This window comes from Polaribacter sp. YIW18 (genome assembly GCF_057219325.1).
The window spans coordinates 486,830-507,945 of record NZ_JBXVVE010000001.1 but is presented as its reverse complement, the minus strand read 5'-3'; the positions used below and the strand labels follow the sequence as shown (position 1 = coordinate 507,945).

Genomic DNA, 21,116 nt, shown 5'->3' with positions numbered 1-21,116 from the left:
ATTGAATTTCAGATTGAGGTTTCACATAGTTCCAAATTCGGACCTCATCTATAATTCCATTGAAATATTTAGTATTGAGCTTTCCTAAAAATAAATCATTATTGCTTGGCAGCATTTCGTTATTAGTCCAATTATTTGGATTCTCAACACTTCCTGCTTCAACTCCATTCACATACACCTTTATCAGTTTATTAGATGGATCATATGTCCCTGCTATGTGAATCCAAGTATTTAAAGACAATTGATTCGAATTAACAATTGGACCATCATTCTGACTCCCATTTTCAACTCTAAAAGCGACAGAGGGCGCACCATTATTATATCCTAATAAGAGATTAAAATGTCTACTTTTTCCGATTATAGGTCTACTATCCCAAAAACTTCCAAATGAGCTAGTTGGGTACACCCAAGCCTCCACTGTTATCGCACCAGAAAGTGCTTGAATCGATGCAGGTTTACCAATTAACACATTATCATCGGTACCATCAAAGCGTAAAGAACTAGTAACTGACTCTGTCAGCGAATTGGTTACCACCAAACCTGTTTGGAGATTTCCATCCGTCAACTTTGTTTTATCACTGGTAAAGCTTCCTCCACCATTTACAGATAAGCCCGTCTTCTCGGTGGAAAAAGTATAATCTGAAACTGGTAAATCTCCATCATCGCAAGCCCCATAGACATCAGCAATGGTAAGAATTGATGGATTGGTATAAACGAAATCTGAATTATTCGTACCGAACAATTTCAATCGGTATTGAAAACCATGAATTTTAGCATCTGCTTTTGAAATAGTTAGTGCTGCTGTCGTCCCTCCTCTTCCAGCAAACCCGCTGTAGGTAATCCCAGCATCGGTAGAAGCCGTTAGAGGTGTCCAAGAAACCCCGCCATTATCTGATCTTTGCCATACGTAATCTGTTGATGTAGCAAGTCTGCTTAAGCCCGTTGCTTTTACCACCACATTTTCTTGATCCGTTAAGGCAAAGGTATTCGCAAGGGCATCGAATGTAGGTCCTGAATAGGTTACCGTTATTGCACGAGGTGCTGATTGACAGCCCGTTTCAAGACTAGTGGCAATGGCATAGTATGTAACAGATTGTTTTTGGGCAGTAACCGAATAGTTTCTATTACCAGCTAATAACAATTGAGTTCCGGCAGCATCAGCATACCAACTAATTGTTGTTCCCGTAGGCTCAGTTACCCATAAACTAACGATCTTTGGTAATGAACCTGCCTGATCACCATAAACGGTCTGATTAGAAATTGCATTAGTAATCGTAGGCCCCGCCAACATAGTGACCTTAACCGGTGTTCTTGGGCTTTCACAAGTAACTCCATTTACGGTTATTGAAGCCGAAACATACCTGGTAGTCGTTGCACTTAAGTTGTTTATCGTTGCATAAGCAGCGTTCGGGACACCACCTGTTGGATTTTCATACCAATTCAAAACCCCTCCAGCAGAAGCTTGAGCCGTGAGTACGACGTCACTAAACTGACAAGTGGTAAGGCTTGGCGCTGCAACAATCGAAGGCGTTTGAATTAATGTTAGCGGAATTGCAGTTCTTGTAGAAGCACCATTACAATTGCTTGCCTCTACCCAATAAGTGGTATTGGCACTAATTACCGGAGTAGTAAATGAAGGGCCCTCTCTTAATAGATTTCCTTCTGTCTCGGCATCATACCATTTAATAACAGCCTCAGAACTGGTAGATGCCGTGAGGGTAAAGCTTGCCGCATCACATTTGGTATCCTCAAATGTACCGAGCGTAGCCGTTGGTATGGCCAAATTCAATATGGCTTCTACAGCTTCTCTAGCTGCAGCAATACACCCATTAGCATTTTCTGCTTCTGCATAAAATGTAGTATTTTGAGTAATCTCTGGGGTATTAAAAACCTCTCCAGAAACCGATTGACCTAATAAATTTCCAGCAGTTGGCGCATCATACCAATTTACGAAAGAGGTCTCACCTGCGGAAGTTGTTGCAACCAAAGGTACCGAACCTGTTCCACAAATGGTAACATCTTCAGCTTCTGTAATAGTAGGTAATGGAATAATTTTAATTTCTACGGGATTTGTATAATACACCGAATTAGGATCGTCTGAACTGGCAATTCCTCTTCTGAAGTAGGTGGTTTGGGTTAGGTTGCCCGGCGCAAGAGTGTCTGCTGTTTCATTAGCAATCGTTGAAAACCCAGAAATTTCATCTGTGGTAGAACTCTGCCAGCTGTAAACAATGTTTCCACTTATTACTTGTCCTGGTGCTAATGAAGTAATCTCTTGAGTGGAGGTTCCAATACAAATCACTTGATTTTCAGCAATACTACCTGACTCAAAAACTCTATTTCTAAATACATCTAGACTACTATTTGATACATTGGCTCCAATAATATCGGGCTTCTTGTCACCATCAATATCTGCTATTTCAACTTGCTGATAACTATCGTTTGACTGAATAATAGTTACGGATTCTCCAAAGGATACTGCACCAGCTGTGGATTGGTTTTCTAAATATGAAAACTTTGTATCTGCCCCATTAACATAATCAGCAGTTACAATATCTAATCGACCATCTCCATTTAAATCTCCTAAAGCTAAGCCAACTGTATTTCGTAAATCTTTAATTTTGAAATCTTTTCTCGGCTCTACATCAAAAGCACTTCCAGTACTTCTCCAAATATGTACCAAAGGCCTAGTGGCATTTGTTGCCACAATATCTAGATTTCCATCTCCATCGACATCGAAAAACTTAACAGTGTATGATTTTTGGGTACCAAAATCATTCGGCAATGGTAAAACTGCCATTCTTTGGATTGAAAAATTTGATACAAATGGGTTTCCCTGCTGAGTGTTATTTTTGAACAAAAGAATATAGCCATCTGCTCCATAAACTACATCATGCGCACCATCACCATCAAAATCACCAAAGTCACCTCCATAGGCTGAGGATAAATCAAAACTTCTGTCACTTTCAATAGTCTCAAAACCAAAACTACCTTGTATCGAAGTATTTTTAGTATAATAAGGTCTAACCGTTCCTTGCTCCGTTGACACACCAAAAACATCTAGCTTTCCATCTCTATTGATATCAAATGGAAGTAATGTAGCATTTACCTTATAATTATTCCCAGAAGCCATGATGGACTGACTACTCCCAAGGGTACCAGTTTCGCTAATTGATGTATTCGGGTTAACGAAACCTCCATCATTGAAATTATTTGAAGCGCCTATATCTAATTTTCCATCATTGTTGAAATCAGCAAAAAGTATACTCCTAGAAGAATTGGGTGTATAAGTAGGAGATACGCCTGTGAAGGTTGATACTGTCGCAAAAGTTGAAGTATCCAACTTTCCTGCTACAGCTGTGTTTTTCAAAAAGTTTGGTTGGCCATTGCTTGCAAAGCTCACAACATCCAATTTTCCATCAATGTCAAGATCCATTAAGGCAAACTTTTGATCATAGCTTGAAGAAAAAGATGTAGAAAAGCTGATTGGATTTTCAAAAGCAAGATTGCTATAGCTGTGTGATGCATAAACAGCATTGACTAAATCTGTATTTATAGGTGTAAACTTAATGGGTGATACTGCACTGAGTTTTGTATTTGTATTAGTTACAGTAAAGAAAGCTGTACCAACGTAAGAGGGAATTTTAACAGTCAGCGAGTTGTCATCACTAGAAACCACCTCACATTTAACACCTCCTAAATACACAATATTGTTTGCTACTATCGGATCGAAATATTCACCATTGATAATCACATTACTTCCTACTTCAGCTTTTTCAGCACTTAGAGAAGTAATCTTTGGGACACCAACAAACGATAAGGCTACTTCATCTATAGCAATAGGTCCACTATTTACACCATTCGATTCATAAGTAGGAGTTCTTGGAACAGCTAATAATTTTGCTCTATAAGTTTGTGTGCCGGAAATACCTAGAGGATGAAATGCAACCATTGTATTTGTACCTTGTCCTGATTCTATCTGTGCACCCCCTTCAATTGACCAAAGTACTTCATAATTTTGTCCGTCTTGATCGAATACCAAATTTAGGGTTGTGGTAGTCCCTGGTGTGTAGGTCTCAGAGCTACTAACTACTCTTGGGTTGGTGGGCCAAATGGTTGGAGGTGATGTTTGTGTTCTACTTCCTTGCTGCAAAGCAGACCAATCAAACATAACTCGGTAACTTTCTCCTGGTTCAAGTTCTCGCGATGTAAAGGTAACTGTACGATCTTCTACTAAAGGGTTGAAGTTCGTATAAGGCTCCCAATTCTGAGTGTTATTCAGCACTTTCGTTATTGTGGTAAAGTCTGAATAAATGACATTCGTCCTTGGATTAGGTTCAAAAAATGAAGTTTTTGCAAAAAAGACCCGTGGGGGTTTGTTAGAAGCTGATGTATTCTTAAACTTGAAGGAAAGTGAAATAGATGATGCGTTTGAAGGGACAATCACATCTTTGTACATATAGATAACCGCATTGGCATTTTGAGGAGAGGTAAGTAATTGGTTATCTGTGTTATTTGAAACATAGGCTCCAAAATTTCCGTTGGTCTTTTCAGCTTCACCAATTACCCATTTATTTTCGCCTGTAGAATGGTTTACAATAGTCCAGCCATGAGCTCCTTCAAATCCTCCATCTGTGGAAGGATTGATAATAAAATTTTGAGCATTCAACCCGATTATTGAGAAAAATAGTATTAAAAATAATAATGATATTTTACTTTGCATTTTTTATAAATTTAGATCTAGTAAGAAGAAATTATATAGATGTTGCGAAAAGAGCTTAGAAATTATTCTTTACTACTATTCACAAGTGTTACAAAAATTTGAGAATCAAATTTTAAACCTTTAACAATAGTGTCTCTACGAATAATGTTTAACGAAAAAATAGAGTCTTTCGGAATTAATTTTAACCTTTTATTTGAAATTATTTTATTGTTTACAAAATATATAGTGTTTTCTGAAACTATGGATTTTTGCGATTTATCTAAAATTAAAGATTTCGAGACTTTATTGTTTTTTATTTTTTCTAATTCTATTTTTTTTATTTTCTGCCCACTTGTGTTAACGGAAAAGAAAAAAAATAAAAAAATACTAAGAACATTTAAGCTTGTTTTTATTTTCATTTGTTTATTAAATTTAATGTTCAATTGTTTTAAAATAACTTATTAAATAAGTGTTTAAGTTTGTAAATTATTGATGTATAATTTTTCTAATACAAATATAATTTTACTTAATTTGTTTATCTAAAAAAAACAAGAAGACATATATCCTTTTATAAAAAAGGACACCTAATTTAAAAAAAAGGACTATATTTGTAATTGATTTCATATCCCCCTAATGGAACTTTTGTTTTTTACCTTATCTTTCTGTATTTATATTTTTATAAGAAATAGAGAAAACTTAAAAATTAAATTATTAAGTACTTCGTTAATACTTTTTGTAATTTATGCCATTGCACATACTGCCGTAAACAGCCAAGGGTATGCTGTTTTAAAAACAATACTTTTTAATCATTTTACGCCTTTTTATTTACTTGCAGGTCCTAGTTTTTATTTTTTTACAAAAGCAGGAACAAATAACCAATTTAAGTTTCAAAAGAAACACCTTATTCACTTAATACCATTTGTTATACAATGCATTGCAATTCATGAATACATCATGATTGCTTGGGAAACAAAAATGGAGTTGGTTAATAGTTTTTATTTAACTCCAGAAAAACAGTCTAGTTTAAACGTTAGTATTTTTTTTAGCTCCCAAACCAACTATATCATAAGGTTAATTCACCTAATAGCATATCTAACAGCTTCTTTTATTGGATTAAATAAAGTAAAAAGTGTGCCCCATATAAAGAAGCTAAAAAAGGTTACAATAATTACCTTTGGTGTGGTAGTATTATATTATGTTCATATTGTATTAATTATAAGTAATAATAATTATAATACCTTACTCTTAAAAACAATTATTAATCTAGATCTTTTTTTATTGTTTTTACTTATCTTAGAATTTGTAAAAGCTCCAGAATTGTATTTAAGCTTAAAAAAAATAAACAAATCTTATTTAAATGAGTCGCCTTTTTCAAAAACACCAAACAAAATATTAATTAGTGAAGATGACAAAGAACAAATAGCATTTAAAATTAAAGAAATAAAAAAAAATAAGTATTTTTTTATGGACTCAGAAAACAGTTTTAGAGATTTTGCAACGTTTATAAACTTTCCAGACCATATTATAAGAGCTTACTTAAAGTCAGAGAATACAAGTTATATAGATATAAAAAATAAGGTACGCTTATCACTTGCTAAAAAAATATTAGAAGAAACCAGATTAACGTATAACCTAAATTATATTGCCGAAAAAACTGGCTTTAATTCTAGATCTAACTTCTACTCTATTTTTAAAAAATACGAAAAATGTACGCCAAGAGAATACTTGGATAAAAGGAAATTATAAATGTCTTTTGTTTTCAAATAAAATCTTAATACAAGTATTTTAGAATTAACTTTTTGATGTATCGATGGTCTATCAAAAATAAATTGAAAGTAAGGTAAAAACCCTAAAAAGTAGTAATTGATCTTTTTTTTCTAACAGTAAAGATATTTATTTGCTATTTTATAAACGTAATTTTATTTACTTAAAAAAGGTATTCTTTTAAAGTTTAGTTTCGAGATTACCCTATTTCAGTTTTCATAAACTCACAAAATCTCTTAATCTAGTTGCTGCTTGTTCTGCAGTAATATCTCTTTGTGGTGTGCCAAACATCTCATAACCCACCATAAATTTTTTAACAGTTGCACTTCTTAATAAAGGTGGATAAAAACTCATATGAAAATGCCAATGATGATTGTCTAAACCATTTGTAGGCGCTTGGTGAATTCCACTTGAATAGGGAAAAGAAGTATTAAATAATTGATCGTAAGCTTTTGTAATTACAGCAATAGCCTCTGCATAATGAAATGATTCTTTATCATTTAAATCTAAAATGCTTTGTTTTTGTTTTTTGGGAACAATCATGGTTTCAAAAGGCCAAACCGCCCAAAAAGGAACCAAGACAACAAAATCATCATTTTGAAAAATAATCCTTTCTTTTACAGCTAATTCTTGTTGTAAATAATCGCCCAAAAGGCTGCTTTTTTTCTCTTTAAAATAGTTGAGTTGTTGGGTATGTTTTTTATCAACTTCATTAGGTAAAGTAGATTGACTCCATATTTGACCATGAGGATGCGGGTTGCTACACCCCATTACAGCACCTTTGTTTTCAAAGATTTGCACATAGTTTATGGTGGGTTGTTTTGCCAATTTAGCATATTCTTTTTGCCATGCAAAAACTACTTTTTGTATTTCTTCGGATGACATATCTGCCAAACTTTTAGAATGGTCTGGACTAAAACAAATTACTTTACAAATACCAGTTTCACTTTCTGCTTTTAACAAACCATCATTTACATTAAATGTTGGTGAATCGTTTTGTAAAGCTGCAAAATCGTTGGTAAATACAAATACATCTGTGTATTTTGGATTAACTTCTCCATTAATTCTGGTATTACCAGCACATAAATAACAATTTTCGTCATAAGAAGGTCGTTTTTGGTTATTTACGACTTCATTTTGGCCTTGCCATGGTCTTTTGGCTCTGTGAGGTGAAACTAACACCCATTCTCCTGTTAAAATATTAAATCGTTTATGAGCGTAATCTTGTAAGTTTGTATGTTTCATTATAATTCTTTTCTAGTCGTTTATTTTACGATGTGTGTACCTTCAGAAAGTTCTATAAAATACACAGAACAATCTTTATCAAATTTACTTTTATAGGCTTTTGATGCTGATTCTGCAAAAGCTTTAACTTCACTTCTTGCAATTAAGTTGATAGTACAACCACCAAAACCACCACCCATCATTCTTGCTCCTAAAACGTGTTTATTCTTTTTTGCTTGGGCTACTAAAAAATCTAATTCAGCACAACTTACTTTGTATTGGTCTGATAAACCTGCATGCGATTGATAGATTAATGAACCCAACAATTCTAAATCGTTATTTTTGATAGCTTTAGCCGCTTTAATCGTTCTCGCATTTTCTTGAATAACATATAGTGCTTTTTGATAATTTGTAGGAGTAACCTTATTTATAACAGTTTCTAAATCTGCTTCTGTTGCGTCCCTTAAAAAATCTATGCCTAATAATTCTGATATGCTTTCACAAGCAGAACGCCTATCATTATAAGCGCTATCCGACAAACTATGTTTTACGTTTGTGTTGATTAATAATAACTGATGGTCTTTAAAATCAATCTTATAAGGACGAGATTCTATGGTTCTACAATCTAAATGCAAAGCATGGTCTTTAATACCAAACATACTTGCGTATTGGTCCATAATGCCACAATTAACACCCACATAATTGTGTTCTGCTTTTTGAGAGATCAAAATCATTTCGTGTTTGGTTAAACCTAACTCAAACAATTCATTCAAACCAAAAACCACACTATTTTCTAATGCTGCCGATGATGACATACCAGCTCCACCAGGAATATTTCCTTTAAAAATGATGTTAAAATCGCCAATAATTTTATTCCTATTCTGTATTTCTGCTACCACACCAAAAACGTAGTTTTCCCAACTGCCTTCTTTTGATGGTTTTAATTTGTCTAATTCAAACTGGATGGTGCTATCTAAATCTAAAGCAATTGCAGTAGAGCTACCCGTATCACTTTTCTGAATTGCAGCGGCAATACCTTTATCTACCGCAGCAGGAAACACAAAACCACCATTATAATCTGTGTGTTCTCCAATAATATTTATTCTTCCTGGAGAAAAAATTAACAAGGGTTCTATAGTAAAGATTTCTGTAAATTTTTGTTTTACTTCTTTTATTAATTTATCACTCATTTTAGTGGATTATTTTAAAATTAAATAGATTTTCTAAAAAGTAATTTACCTGGGTTTATTACAGATGTTTGTTTGTTTTTTAAAATCATTTCTGCCAATGTTTTTCCCATCAATTTAAAATCTGTAGAAATGGTTGTAATACCTTCTGCAACTACTTCTTTTAAAAGTGTATCATTGTAAGAAATTATTCCAATGTCTTTTGCAATTTGTAATTTTTCTTCTTTTACTTTTTTAATGATTTTAATCAAATCTTTGTCTTCAAAAACGATATACAACTCCCCTTTTTTTGGGGTTCGTTTGTAAATGGTTTCTGTAATTTCATACTTTATTTTGTAATTGTTACAGAAATTTTTAAATCCTTTTAACAACTGTTTGGGTTGTTTATCATTTGAATATAATAAAACCAATTTTTCATATTTTCTAATGGCATGCAAAGCTGTAAACAATCCTTTTTGGATATCATTTTCAAAATCTTGATAAATAGCTGGGTAATTTTTTAATTCTTTGGGAACTTGGTCTAAAAGATATACTTTATCTTTTGGTAAATTTTGAATCGTTGGTTTTGTTTCTTTTAAATTGGCAGGCATAATAATATAGTAAGAATAGTTGCCTACACTATCATGAATTAATTTTTTAAAAACATCAATATTAAAATGATGAAAGAAAATATCTATTTGAATCTTATCACCCAAATGCTCTAAAAAAGAATTGTATAAATCTTCTTTAAAAGAATTTAGCTCATCAAACAACACAAATATTTTTTGTTTTACTAACACATCTTCACTAAAAACATAATATCCTTTACCAACCACAGAATGTACAATACCTCTATTTTTCAACTCATTAAAAGCTGTTAAAACTGTATCTCTAGAAAGTTTATGTTTATTTTTTATGGCGTTTAAAGAAGGTAGTTGATCTCCTTTTTTTAATGCACCATTTGCAATAGCAGCTTCTATAGAAGTTACTATTTGTTTGTATTTTGGTACCCCAATATTTTTTTTAAGTGATACAATTCCCATTCAACAAAGATACATTTTTTCGGTAAATAAACAACTGGTAGGTTCTAGTTGGTTTTTGTAATGATTTTTTATTATATTTACAACTTCAAAAAAGAAACAAAATGCAAAACAAAATTATAGTAACTGGTGGCTGTGGTTATATAGGTTCTCATACAGTAATTGAATTGATAGAAAACAATTATGATGTTGTAATTATAGATGATTTATCTAATTCATCAGAAGAAACATTAGATAGAATTTTAAAAATTACAGGGACAAAACCAGTTTTTGTAAATGTTGATTTAAAAGATGAAATAGCTACTAAAGCCGTTTTTAAAAAACATAAAGATGCAAAGGCTATTATTAATTTTGCTGCTCACAAAGCTGTTGGCGAGTCAGTAAAAAACCCTTTAATGTATTACAATAACAATTTGTGTTCTCTAATAAACGTACTTTCTGCTCAAATAGAAAACAACATAGAAGGTTTTATATTTTCTTCTTCTGCAACGGTTTATGGCACACCAGAAACCTTACCAATTACAGAAAAAAACGAAACACAGCGTCCTTCTTCTGCCTATGGAAATACGAAGAAAATTGCAGAAGAAATAATTGATGATGTTATAAAAGCTACCAATAATTTTCAGGCTATTTCTTTGCGTTATTTTAATCCTATTGGAGCACATGAATCTGGTTTAATTGGCGAATTACCAAGTGGGATACCCAATAACTTAATGCCATACATTACACAAACTGCTGCTGGAATTCGTGAAAAATTAATGGTTTTTGGTAATGATTATCCTACAAAAGACGGAACACCAATAAGAGATTATATTCATGTAGTTGATTTAGCAAAAGCGCATGTGTTGGCAGTAAAACGAATCATAAACAAAGAACAAGATACGCCTTATGAAATTTTTAATTTAGGAACAGGAAATGGCTTTTCTGTGTTAGATGTTATCAATTCTTTTGAGAAAGTAACCAACTCTAAACTAAACTATGAAATTGTAGAAAGAAGACCTGGAGATGTACCTCAATTGTATGCAGCAACTAATTTAGCGAAACAAAAATTAGGTTGGTCTGCAAACAAAACCTTAGATGAAATGGTAAAATCTTCTTGGGATTGGGAACAGAAATATAGAAAAGAACAAAGCTCTAAAGGGTCTGGAAGTGATTTTTAATTACTCTAGTTGTTAAACAAAAAAAGCAACTTTAAAAATTGGTTTTTTGCGGCAAATTAATTGGTGAACTAAATTAACTTGTTTTTCTCTTTAAATATATGTTATAAATTAAACCTACAAAAATTAAAAAGATACCCAATAAGGTCCATATATTATAGATGTCTCCAAACCAAAAGACACCAATAATTATGGTAAAAATTACTTCTAAATACTTTAAAGGTGCTATTACAGAGGTTTCATCAGACTGAAAGGCTTTGGTCATATATAATTGACCTATATAACCAAAAATACCTAGACTTAACAATAAAAACCATTCTGACATATTTGGTTGTTTCCAATTGTTTATAGACATTAAACCACCAAATACAAATGCCATTACCATAAAATAATTTATAATAACCAATGGATGTTCTCTGTTGCCTAATTTTCTAATAACTACAAAAATCAACCCTAAAAAAATTGCCGAAGTTATGGCCAACAATATACCAATTGTATGAACATCTACTCCAAAACCTTTAATAATTAATACGCCCACAAAAGCAACTAAAAAAAGCAACCATTGTATAGGTTTTATTTTTTCTTTTAAAAATAATAACGCAAAAATTGCTGCAAAAATTGGTGATGTAAATCGAAGAGAAGCTGCTGTACCCACAGCCAAATAGTTTAAAGATTCAAAAAAGCAGGTAAGTGAAATTACCCCAATGACACCTCTTAAAAAAAGGAGATTTTTATGATTTCCTAAAATGGAAATTTTTAGTTTAATTATTAAAGGAATTGTAAATAATAGAGTACCAATAGATCTAAAAAACACTATTTGATATACGCTGTAACCACTTAAATATTTAACTACAGTATTCATTATTGCAAAAGCAATAACACTAAAAATCATATAATAAATGGCTGTGTATTTGTTGGGTTTCATACAAGAATATTGAATTGTAAAATTAGGTTTTCTTTTATGATTTAAAATAAAAAACTCGGAGCTAATAATAGTCCGAGTTTTCTTCGTTTTATAAACTAATCAACCTCATAAAACTATTTTCTAAGTGCCTTTATAATGTCTAAAGCATTTTTTGTGGCACTTTCAATTTTATCATAATCAAAGTTACCATTAGCATCTTTGGCCATTAATTTAGAACCCATTCCTACACAAGTTACACCTGCGTTAAACCATCCTTCTAAATTTTCTTTTGTTGGAGATACACCTCCTGTTGGCATTATACTTGTCCAAGGTTGGGGCCCTTTGATCCCTTTTACAAATTGTGGTCCGTAAATATCACCCGGAAATAATTTTACTATTTCGCATCCTAATTCTTCTGCTTTTGCAATTTCTGTAAGCGTACCACAACCTGGAGACCATAAAACTTTTCTACGGTTACATGCAATTGCAATATCTTCTCTTAAAACTGGTGTTACAATAAAGTTTGCACCTAATGCCATAAATCTAGAGGCTGCAGCTGCATCTGTTACAGAACCTACACCCATTACCATTCCTGGTAATTCTTTAGTTACATATTTTACCAATTCACCAAAAACTTCGTGAGCAAAATCTCCACGAGCTGTAAATTCTAATAATCTTGCACCTCCTTTATAACAAGCAGTAATTACTTTTTTACTTACTTCTAAATCTGAATGATAAAATAAAGGTACCATCCCTGTATCTTTCATTACTTGTGCTACTTCTATTCTTGTATATTGAGCCATAATTTTGTGTAATTTTTTATTGTTTAATCGTGTAATTGTTGAACTTTATAACTCTTAACAGTTACAAAATTCAACAATTAAACTCTTTTTTAACGTGCTACTCTTCCAGAAGCATCACCACCCATTAGTTTTTCTACTTCAGAAACAGTAACTAAGTTCGCATCTCCTTTAATTGTGTGCTTTAAACAAGAAGCGGCTACTGCAAAGTCTAATGCATTTTGGTCATCTTCTGGGTATTTTAATAATCCGTAAATTAAACCTCCCATAAATGAATCACCACCACCAACTCTATCTACAATATCTGTAATTTGGTATTGGCGTGTTTGAAACAATGTTTTACCATCATATAAAACACCAGCCCAAGTGTTATGAGATGCAGAAATTGAACCTCTTAAGGTTGTAATTACTTTTTTAGCTCTTGGAAATTTTTCCATCATTTGCTCACAAACAGATAAAAATGCTTCTGCTTTTACATTATGGCCTTCTGTTTGTACAGAAATTCCTGCTGGTTTAATACCAAAATGCATTTCTGCATCTTCTTCGTTGCCTAGAACAATATCACAGTAAGAAGTTAATTCTGTCATTACTTTTTCTCTGTGTGCATCATCACAATATTTCCAAAGTTTTGCTCTATAATTTAAGTCTGTAGAAATGGTAATCCCTTTAGCGCTTGCCGCTTTTACTGCTTCTAAACAAACATCTGCAGAACCTTGCGAAATTGCAGGTGTAATTCCGGTCCAATGGAACCATTCTACTCCTTCAAAAACAGCATCCCAATCTATCATCCCAGATTTTATCTCTGCAATGGCAGAATGTGCTCTATCATATACTACTTTAGAACCTCTAGATACAGCTCCTGTTTCTAAAAAATAAATTCCTAAACGATCTCCACCCCAAACAATTTTATCTACTCCAACACCACGTTTTCTCATTTCCATCATAGCACATTCACCAATATCATTTTTTGGTAAACGTGTTACAAAATCTACATCAACACCATAATTTGCTAAAGAAACTGCTACATTAGACTCTCCTCCACCATATACCACATCAAAATTATTTGCTTGCGAAAATCTTAAAAATCCTTGTGGAGCTAATCTTAACATGATCTCTCCAAATGTTACTACTTTACTCATTTTAATTGCTATTTTATACTATTTATAGTTATTTGCTTAAACGTTTAACCAATTTTTTAAAATAAAATCAAAATAGCTTATTTTTATCTACTATTTTGATTGTAATTTATATCGTTCTATATTTGCTTTAACGTTAAAGCAAATATATTAAAAATTTGAAAACTAAAAAGAAAACTACCATAAAAGATATTGCTAGTGTGCTAAATATATCTGCTGCTGCTGTTTCTAAAGCATTACATGATGATGCAAGGATAAGCGAAAAAACAAAAAAAGCCGTAAAACAGGTTGCTAAAAACCTTAATTATCAACCAAACCACTTAGCAAGTGCGCTTAGAAGTGGAAAAAGCAAATTGGTTGGTGTAATTGTACCGAGAACAAATAGTAACTTTTTTTCATCTGTAATAGAAAATATAGAGGAAGTTTTAAATAAAAAAGGCTACAATATTATTATTACGCAGTCTAACGAGTCTTTCAAAAAAGAGTGTGATAATATAGATACTTTATTATACACACAAGTGGATGGTATTATAGCATCTATGGCAAATGAAACTATTGATTTAGAACATTACGAAAAAGTGAAATCAAAAGGAATCCCTTTAATTTTATTTGATAGAGGTGAAAATGATTTAAACGTAGATTATATAGGTATTGATGATTATAACAGTAGCCAAATAATTGTAAAACATCTTGTTGATGAAGGTTGTAAAAGAATTGCACATATTGGTGGTTTTAAGCATACAAGAATATTTAATAACAGAATTAGAGGTTATGTAGATGCTTTAAAAAAGTATAATTTACCATTAGATGATGAACTTTTGCTAGAAAGTAGTTTAACTAAAGAAGATGGTAGAAAAAAAATGCAACAGCTTTTAAATTTAAAAAACAGACCAGATGCTGTTTATGTTGCAGGAGATTATGCTGCACTTGGTGCTTTGCAAGTTTTAAATGAAAACAACATAAATATGCCTAATGAAATTGCTTTGGTAGGTTTTGGTAACGAACCTTTTACAGAAATGGTTACCCCAAGTATTACCAGTGTGCATCAACATAGTGCTGATATAGGTAAATTGGCTGCAGAAACTTTTTTAAGATACACAAAAGAGAAAACAATTAACCAATCTTTAAAGAAACAAATATTAAAAGCAGAATTAATTATTAGAACTTCTTCTAACAAAAAAATCTTAAAAACAAATGTATAAAAACAATAAAATTGGGTAATCAATTTTATTAACCAATTATTATCTTCAAACAAAAAGGTACTAAACCATAAAGTGTGTAAGTAAAGTTATTCTGAAATTTTTCTAGGTCAATATTCCTATTGCCCAATGAGGAAAAATTTCGGAGATAACTTTACGATTAAATAATCACTAAATTTATAAACACACATTTATTATGAAACCAGAAGATTTATTAAACGAAGACTTTTTAAAACAATTTAAGACAGGATCAGAACTGACCAGTTTTATAGAACAACTTCACAAACGCGGAGTTGAAAAGATTTTAGAAGGCGAGCTAGATGCTCATTTAGACTATGCAAAGCATCAAAAAAGCAACAATTCTAATTCACGAAATGGCTATGGAACAAAAACCATTAAAACGAATTTAGGCGAGACTCAAATTCAAGTTCCCAGAGACAGAGACAGTTCTTTTAATCCGATGCTTATTAAGAAAAGAGAAAATGTAGCTGATGGAGTAGAAAACATCATTATCTCTTTATACGCCAAAGGAATGAGTACCACAGATATTGAAGAACAAATACGAGAGATTTACGATTTTAACATCTCAAGTTCTGCTGTTTCAAGAATTACAGATAAAGTCACATCAGATATTATTGCTTGGAAAAACACACCTTTAGAGGGTACTTATCTCATTGTCTGGATGGATGGTATTGTTTTTAAGGTACGAGAGAACACCAAAGTTATTAACAAAACCATCTATATAGCTGTTGGATTAAGAGTTGATGGGAAGAAAGAGGTGCTAGGGTTATGGCTTGGTAAAAATGAATCTTCCTCCTTTTGGATGACCGTTTTAACTGACATTAAAGCCAGAGGCACACAAGATATTTTAATTACTGCAACTGATAATTTAAACGGATTTACAGATACTATTAAAACCGTATTTCCTAATTCTGTAACTCAAATATGTGTAGTGCATCAAATCAGAAATTCTTGCAGATATGTGGTGTGGAAAGATAAAAAATCTTTTACAAAGGATATGAAGCAAATTTACACTGCTCCTACAAAAGAAGCTGCAAAAGCTGCTTTAGAAGACTTTAAAATAAAATGGAACTCAAAATATTCATATGCTATTAAATCTTGGGAAAATAACTGGGATGAACTCACTGTGTTCTTTGATTTTCCTTTAGAAATTAGAACCATTATTTATACTACTAATTTGATAGAAAACTTAAATGGAAAAATCAGAAAATACACAAAAAACAAACTCTCTTATCCAACTGATGATGCTGTGATTAAATCTGTATTTTTAGCTCTGAGAGAGTCCACAAGAAAATGGACTATGCCAATTAGAAATTGGGGAATCATTCTAAACCAATTTTTAGCTATATTTGAAAACAGGATTAAACTATGAAAAATTTAACCCTGTAATTTTTAACTTACACACTTCTTGGGAAAGTGTCAACAAAAATTCCCCATTCTTTTATCTTTTTAATATCTTTGAAACTCGTCTAAACTAAAAATATAATGAACGATTTTATTTTATACTTTAAGATGGGTTTAAATCATGTATTAGACCTCTCTGCATACGACCACATTTTATTTTTAATTGTTTTAGCTGTTGTGTTTAGCTTTAATCAATTTAAAAAAGTGTTATGGCTGGTTACCCTATTTACAATTGGGCACTCTATAACCCTAGCATTAGCTACTTATGGTATTTTAAATGTGAGTATGAATTTGATAGAATTTCTAATTCCTGTAACCATTTTTATTACAGGAGTAATTAATGTATTTACCGCTAAAAAATCATCTACAGGAAAAGAAAACACCAACTTAGTTTTTGCCTTATTTTTTGGGTTAATACATGGCTTGGGTTTTTCTAATTATTTTAAAATGATGATTGGCAAAGAAGAAGACAAACTAATACCATTATTAGAATTTGCCTTAGGCATAGAAGCTGCACAAATAATTATAGTTTTAGGTATTTTAATCGTGGGTACTTTACTACAAAACTTTTTTAGAGTTACAAGAAGAGATTGGATTTTAGTCTGCTCATCTATAGTTATTGGATTTGCCATACAAATGATGTTAGAACGTATTTTTTGGTAATTAATTAACGTTACTATCTTATTAATCTTTTTACTTTCGTACTAATGACAGAAAAAAAACAATTAAAATACGACAAAGCTTACTTAAGAATGGCTTTAGAATGGGGTAAATTATCTCACTGTAAACGCAAGCAAGTAGGTGCTTTAATTGTAAAAGACAGAATGATTATTTCTGATGGTTTTAACGGAACACCCACAGGTTTTGATAATTGTTGCGAAGACGAAAGTGGTGCCACAAAATGGGAGGTTTTACATGCAGAGGCCAATGCTATTTTAAAAGTAGCAAGCTCTACACAATCTGCCAAAAATGCTACTTTGTACATTACACTTTCTCCATGCACACAATGTAGCAAACTTATACATCAAGCTGGTATTAAAAGAGTAGTGTATGCTAATGCATACAAAGACAGTTCTGGCTTAAAATTTTTAGAAAAAGCAGGTGTAGAATTAATGAATTTACCTTATGAATAAAAAACATCTACCTCTATACCTATCTATAGCCGTAATTTTTGGTCTTTTTATAGGCGTCTCTATTGGTGGAAACTCGGGCAATATGTTGTCTTTCTCTAAAAGTTCTACACAAGAGCGTAAAATAAAAAGATTGATAAATTTTATTGAAAATGATTATGTAGACAAAGTAAGCACAGACTCACTTTTAGATGGGGCAATTACCCAAATGTTAGGCAAATTAGACCCACATTCTGTATATATACCAAAAGAGAATTTACAAGCAGTTCAAGAAAGTATGCAAGGTAAATTTGTAGGTATTGGTGTACAATTTCGCATCATTTCAGACACGATCACTGTAATACAGCCCATAAAAGGCGGGCCAAGTATTAAAGCAGGCATTAAAGCTGGAGACAGAATTTTAATGGCCAACAAAGACACCCTTTTTGGTAAAAATATGTTAAGTGTTGCTGTACCTAGATATTTAAAAGGAAAACCAAATACCGATGTCAATTTACAAGTGTACAGAAAAAGTACAGATTCGCTTTTTAATATCAACATTACTAGAGGTAGTGTAAATATTAAAAGTGTAGATTTAGCTTACATGATTAACGATTCTCTAGGTTATATTAAATTAGATCGTTTTGCAAGAAATACTTATAGAGAATTTAAAAGCGCTTTAAAAACTTTGGTAAATAATGGTATGATAAATTTAGTACTAGATCTTCGTGGAAATGGTGGTGGTTTTATAGACATTGCAAATAGTATTGTAGATGAGTTTTTAGAAGACAATAAACTAATTGTTTTTACCAAAAATAATAAAGGAGAAATTGACGAGTCTTTTGCCACTTCAAAAGGAGATTTCGAAAAAGGTGGTTTGTATGTTTTAATTGATGAAAACTCAGCATCAGCATCAGAAATTGTAGCAGGTGCTTTGCAAGATAATGACAAAGGTACCATTATTGGAAGACGCTCTTTTGGTAAAGGTTTGGTACAAATAGAAATGGATTTAGGTGATGGTTCTGCAGTACGTTTAACCACAGCAAGATATTATACCCCCACAGGTCGTTCTATACAAAAACCATATGCTGGAAATGGAAACAAAAACTATTACAAAGACTATCAACAAAGAATAAATAGTGGAGAATTATTAAGTAAAGACAGTATTAAAGTAATAGATTCTTTAAAATTTAAAACACCCAAAGGCAAAGTAGTTTATGGTGGTGGTGGTATTATACCCGATGTTTTTGTGGCTGTAGATACTACTTCTTACATGTCTAATTTCTACTTTAATACCATCAATAATTTTGCGTTTGAGTATGTAGATAACAATCGTAAAAAATTAGAAAATTGGACTATAGCCACTTATATCAATGGTTTTGATAAAGACGAAAAAATATTTGATACTTATTTATCAGAAATAAAAGATAAAATTACACCATCATTTAGAGCAAAACAAAGCATAAAAAAATACCTAAAAGCCTCTATCGCCAATGTACTTTTTGGCGATGTTGGTTTCTACAGAATCATTCATCAAGAAGATAAAATGCTGCAAAAAGTTTTAGAGTTGGAAACTAAACAAGAATAGCTTTTCTTTGTAAAAATGATTTCGATAACAACTTCTAACAATAAAAAAGTCTACTTTGCATCAGACCAACATTTAGGTGCACCAACAGCACAAACCAGTTTTGCTAGAGAAAAAAAGTTTGTAAGCTGGTTAGATACTGTAAAAAAAGATGCAGAAGCCATTTTTTTATTAGGTGATTTATTCGATTTCTGGTTCGAGTATAAAACAGTAGTACCAAAAGGATTTGTAAGGGTTTTAGGCAAATTAGCAGAAATAAAAGATAGCGGAATTCCTGTTTATTTCTTTGTTGGCAACCATGATTTATGGATGAATGATTATTTTGAAAAGGAATTAAACATACCTGTGTATCATGCCCCACAAGAGTTTCTCATCAATAATAAAAAGTTTTTAATTGGTCATGGAGATGGTTTAGGCCCTGGAGATAAAGGCTACAAACGCATGAAAAAAGTGTTTACTTTTCCTTTATTTAAATGGATGTTTAAATGGTTACATCCAGATTTAGGCATACAATTAGGGCAATACATGTCTGTAAAAAACAAATTGATTTCTGGTGATGAAGATGCCAATTTTTTAGGTGAAGAAAATGAGTGGCTAGTACAATATTGTAAAAAGAAACTCACAGAAACACATTATGACTATTTTGTTTTTGGCCATAGACATTTACCTTTAGAAATAAAATTACAAGAAAACAGTACATACATCAACCTTGGAGACTGGATTCAGTACTTTACTTTTGGTGTTTTCTCCAATACAGAATTTAAATTAACAGAATTTAAAGACTAATCCTATTTAATACACTTCTAATACCTTAATCTTTAACCTTGTTTTAACAAAATAATTTTGTTAAAATTGTAGCTTTGTTTCACTAAATAAAATAAAAATAATATAACATAGAATGGATATAGATGTAAGAGCTATTAATGAGAAAATCGAAAGAGAAAGTGCGTTTATAGATATTTTAACCTTAGAAATGAATAAGGTTATTGTTGGGCAAAAACAAATGATTGAAAGTTTGTTAATTGGTTTGCTTGGAAACGGACATATTTTACTAGAAGGTGTTCCTGGTTTAGCAAAAACACTTGCAATTAATACCTTATCTAAAGCAGTACAAGGTAGTTTTAGTAGAGTACAATTTACACCAGATTTATTACCTGCAGATGTTGTAGGTACCATGATTTACAACATGAAGGTAAATGACTTTTCTATTAAAAAAGGCCCTATTTTTGCAAACTTTGTTTTGGCAGATGAGATTAACAGAGCACCCGCAAAAGTACAATCTGCTTTACTAGAAGCAATGCAAGAACGCCAAATTACAATTGGTGATGAAACATTTAAGCTAGACGAACCCTTTTTAGTAATGGCAACACAAAACCCTGTAGAACAAGAAGGTACATATCCATTACCAGAAGCACAAGTAGATCGTTTTATGTTAAAAGTGGTTATTGATTACCCACGTTTACAAGACGAACAAGTAATTATGCGTCAGAATTTAAGTGGTGGTTTTGCAACTGTAAACCCAGTAATTTCTGTAGATCAAATTATAAAAGCACGTGAAGTTGCCAATGAAGTCTATATGGATGAAAAGATAGAAAAATACATTCTAGATATCATTTTTGCAACACGTTACCCAGAAAAATACAACTTAGCAAATTTAAAAGACTTAATTAGTTTTGGGGCATCACCTCGTGGAAGCATCAACTTAGCTAAAGCAGCTAAATGTTATGCTTTTATAAAAAGAAGAGGGTATGTAATTCCAGAAGATGTTAGAGCTGTAGTAACAGATGTTTTACGCCACAGAATTGGCATAACATACGAAGCTGAAGCAGAAAATGTAACTTCTGTAGACATCATTAACTCAATTATCAACGAAGTAGAAGTGCCATAAAATGTGTAATCGTGTAA

The 21,116-nt window shown here is 32.0% G+C and carries 16 protein-coding genes and 1 pseudogene; 10 read left to right on the top strand and 7 right to left on the bottom strand.

Annotation, left to right across the window (positions count from 1 at the left end):
• Window positions 1-13: 13 nt before the first annotated feature.
• Window positions 14-3,754 (bottom strand): annotated as a pseudogene (locus AC2D6T_RS02190) (Ig-like domain-containing protein); the annotation flags it as partial.
• Here AC2D6T_RS02190 and AC2D6T_RS02185 point away from each other — a divergent pair.
• Both AC2D6T_RS02185 and AC2D6T_RS02180 read left to right on the top strand, forming a co-directional pair.
• Window positions 3,744-3,872, top strand: a complete 129-nt coding sequence (locus AC2D6T_RS02185; RefSeq protein WP_484680308.1) for a hypothetical protein — start codon at window positions 3,744-3,746, stop codon at window positions 3,870-3,872. The pseudogene AC2D6T_RS02190 and the gene AC2D6T_RS02185 sit on opposite strands and share 11 nt — an antisense overlap.
• A gap of 1,463 nt (window positions 3,873-5,335) precedes the next feature.
• Window positions 5,336-6,448, top strand: a complete 1,113-nt coding sequence (locus AC2D6T_RS02180; RefSeq protein ID WP_484680303.1) for a helix-turn-helix domain-containing protein — start codon at window positions 5,336-5,338, stop codon at window positions 6,446-6,448.
• Window positions 6,449-6,682: 234 nt separating this feature from the next.
• Here the strand turns inward: AC2D6T_RS02180 and AC2D6T_RS02175 are convergent, their stop codons facing one another.
• From AC2D6T_RS02175 to AC2D6T_RS02165, 3 genes are read right to left on the bottom strand one after another with little or no spacing between them, the layout of a single operon-like run.
• Complete coding sequence (locus AC2D6T_RS02175) at window positions 6,683-7,711, bottom strand: UDP-glucose--hexose-1-phosphate uridylyltransferase (RefSeq protein WP_484680302.1); 1,029 nt, start codon at window positions 7,709-7,711, stop codon at window positions 6,683-6,685.
• Between the two features lie 20 nt (window positions 7,712-7,731).
• Window positions 7,732-8,880 carry a galactokinase gene (gene galK, locus AC2D6T_RS02170; RefSeq protein ID WP_347187150.1) on the bottom strand — a complete coding sequence of 383 codons (1,149 nt, stop codon included), beginning with the start codon at window positions 8,878-8,880 and terminating at the stop codon, window positions 7,732-7,734.
• Between the two features lie 20 nt (window positions 8,881-8,900).
• Window positions 8,901-9,899 carry a GntR family transcriptional regulator gene (locus tag AC2D6T_RS02165; RefSeq protein WP_484680301.1) on the bottom strand — a complete coding sequence of 333 codons (999 nt, stop codon included), beginning with the start codon at window positions 9,897-9,899 and terminating at the stop codon, window positions 8,901-8,903.
• Between the two features lie 101 nt (window positions 9,900-10,000).
• Here AC2D6T_RS02165 and galE point away from each other — a divergent pair, with 101 nt between their 5' ends.
• Window positions 10,001-11,056 (top strand): UDP-glucose 4-epimerase GalE, encoded by a 1,056-nt coding sequence (gene galE / locus AC2D6T_RS02160; protein WP_484680300.1) that lies wholly within the window; start codon window positions 10,001-10,003, stop codon window positions 11,054-11,056.
• A 73-nt stretch (window positions 11,057-11,129) separates the two neighbouring features.
• Here the strand turns inward: galE and AC2D6T_RS02155 are convergent, their stop codons facing one another.
• The 3 genes from AC2D6T_RS02155 to AC2D6T_RS02145 form a co-directional block, all read right to left on the bottom strand.
• A complete protein-coding gene (locus tag AC2D6T_RS02155) occupies window positions 11,130-11,945 on the bottom strand; it encodes a DMT family transporter (RefSeq protein WP_298949159.1) in 816 nt (271 codons plus the stop codon).
• Between the two features lie 146 nt (window positions 11,946-12,091).
• Window positions 12,092-12,760, bottom strand: coding sequence for a bifunctional 4-hydroxy-2-oxoglutarate aldolase/2-dehydro-3-deoxy-phosphogluconate aldolase (locus AC2D6T_RS02150; RefSeq protein ID WP_484680299.1), 669 nt, complete (start codon window positions 12,758-12,760; stop codon window positions 12,092-12,094).
• 89 nt (window positions 12,761-12,849) lie between these two features.
• On the bottom strand, window positions 12,850-13,896 hold the full coding sequence (locus tag AC2D6T_RS02145; RefSeq protein WP_298948902.1) for a sugar kinase: 1,047 nt from the start codon (window positions 13,894-13,896) through the stop codon (window positions 12,850-12,852).
• A gap of 155 nt (window positions 13,897-14,051) precedes the next feature.
• Here AC2D6T_RS02145 and AC2D6T_RS02140 point away from each other — a divergent pair, with 155 nt between their 5' ends.
• From AC2D6T_RS02140 to AC2D6T_RS02110, 7 genes are all read left to right on the top strand, one after another.
• Window positions 14,052-15,095 (top strand): LacI family DNA-binding transcriptional regulator, encoded by a 1,044-nt coding sequence (locus AC2D6T_RS02140; protein WP_298948903.1) that lies wholly within the window; start codon window positions 14,052-14,054, stop codon window positions 15,093-15,095.
• Window positions 15,096-15,288: 193 nt separating this feature from the next.
• Window positions 15,289-16,485, top strand: coding sequence for an IS256 family transposase (locus AC2D6T_RS02135; protein ID WP_484680298.1), 1,197 nt, complete (start codon window positions 15,289-15,291; stop codon window positions 16,483-16,485).
• A gap of 113 nt (window positions 16,486-16,598) precedes the next feature.
• Window positions 16,599-17,180, top strand: a complete 582-nt coding sequence (locus tag AC2D6T_RS02130; RefSeq protein WP_484680297.1) for a HupE/UreJ family protein — start codon at window positions 16,599-16,601, stop codon at window positions 17,178-17,180.
• A gap of 44 nt (window positions 17,181-17,224) precedes the next feature.
• Complete coding sequence (locus tag AC2D6T_RS02125) at window positions 17,225-17,650, top strand: deoxycytidylate deaminase (RefSeq protein WP_484680296.1); 426 nt, start codon at window positions 17,225-17,227, stop codon at window positions 17,648-17,650.
• Window positions 17,643-19,214: a S41 family peptidase gene (locus AC2D6T_RS02120; RefSeq protein WP_347186576.1), complete on the top strand. Its 1,572-nt coding sequence runs from the start codon at window positions 17,643-17,645 to the stop codon at window positions 19,212-19,214. The genes AC2D6T_RS02125 and AC2D6T_RS02120 overlap by 8 nt, the downstream gene beginning before the upstream one ends.
• A gap of 15 nt (window positions 19,215-19,229) precedes the next feature.
• Complete coding sequence (locus AC2D6T_RS02115) at window positions 19,230-19,997, top strand: UDP-2,3-diacylglucosamine diphosphatase (RefSeq protein WP_484680295.1); 768 nt, start codon at window positions 19,230-19,232, stop codon at window positions 19,995-19,997.
• Between the two features lie 112 nt (window positions 19,998-20,109).
• Complete coding sequence (locus AC2D6T_RS02110; RefSeq protein WP_347186578.1) at window positions 20,110-21,099, top strand: AAA family ATPase; 990 nt, start codon at window positions 20,110-20,112, stop codon at window positions 21,097-21,099.
• Window positions 21,100-21,116 lie beyond the last annotated feature (17 nt).

Bases quoted from the DNA above. Each gene is read 5' to 3' on its own strand.
- AC2D6T_RS02180 (WP_484680303.1), top strand. From the start codon at position 5,336: ATGGAACTTTTGTTTTTTACCTTATCTTTCTGTATTTATATTTTTATA.
- AC2D6T_RS02175 (WP_484680302.1), bottom strand. From the start codon at position 7,711: ATGAAACATACAAACTTACAAGATTACGCTCATAAACGATTTAATATT.
- galK (WP_347187150.1), bottom strand. From the start codon at position 8,880: ATGAGTGATAAATTAATAAAAGAAGTAAAACAAAAATTTACAGAAATC.
- AC2D6T_RS02165 (WP_484680301.1), bottom strand. From the start codon at position 9,899: ATGGGAATTGTATCACTTAAAAAAAATATTGGGGTACCAAAATACAAA.
- galE (WP_484680300.1), top strand. From the start codon at position 10,001: ATGCAAAACAAAATTATAGTAACTGGTGGCTGTGGTTATATAGGTTCT.
- AC2D6T_RS02155 (WP_298949159.1), bottom strand. From the start codon at position 11,945: ATGATTTTTAGTGTTATTGCTTTTGCAATAATGAATACTGTAGTTAAA.
- AC2D6T_RS02150 (WP_484680299.1), bottom strand. From the start codon at position 12,760: ATGGCTCAATATACAAGAATAGAAGTAGCACAAGTAATGAAAGATACA.
- AC2D6T_RS02145 (WP_298948902.1), bottom strand. From the start codon at position 13,896: ATGAGTAAAGTAGTAACATTTGGAGAGATCATGTTAAGATTAGCTCCA.
- AC2D6T_RS02135 (WP_484680298.1), top strand. From the start codon at position 15,289: ATGAAACCAGAAGATTTATTAAACGAAGACTTTTTAAAACAATTTAAG.
- AC2D6T_RS02130 (WP_484680297.1), top strand. From the start codon at position 16,599: ATGAACGATTTTATTTTATACTTTAAGATGGGTTTAAATCATGTATTA.
- AC2D6T_RS02125 (WP_484680296.1), top strand. From the start codon at position 17,225: ATGACAGAAAAAAAACAATTAAAATACGACAAAGCTTACTTAAGAATG.
- AC2D6T_RS02120 (WP_347186576.1), top strand. From the start codon at position 17,643: ATGAATAAAAAACATCTACCTCTATACCTATCTATAGCCGTAATTTTT.
- AC2D6T_RS02115 (WP_484680295.1), top strand. From the start codon at position 19,230: ATGATTTCGATAACAACTTCTAACAATAAAAAAGTCTACTTTGCATCA.
- AC2D6T_RS02110 (WP_347186578.1), top strand. From the start codon at position 20,110: ATGGATATAGATGTAAGAGCTATTAATGAGAAAATCGAAAGAGAAAGT.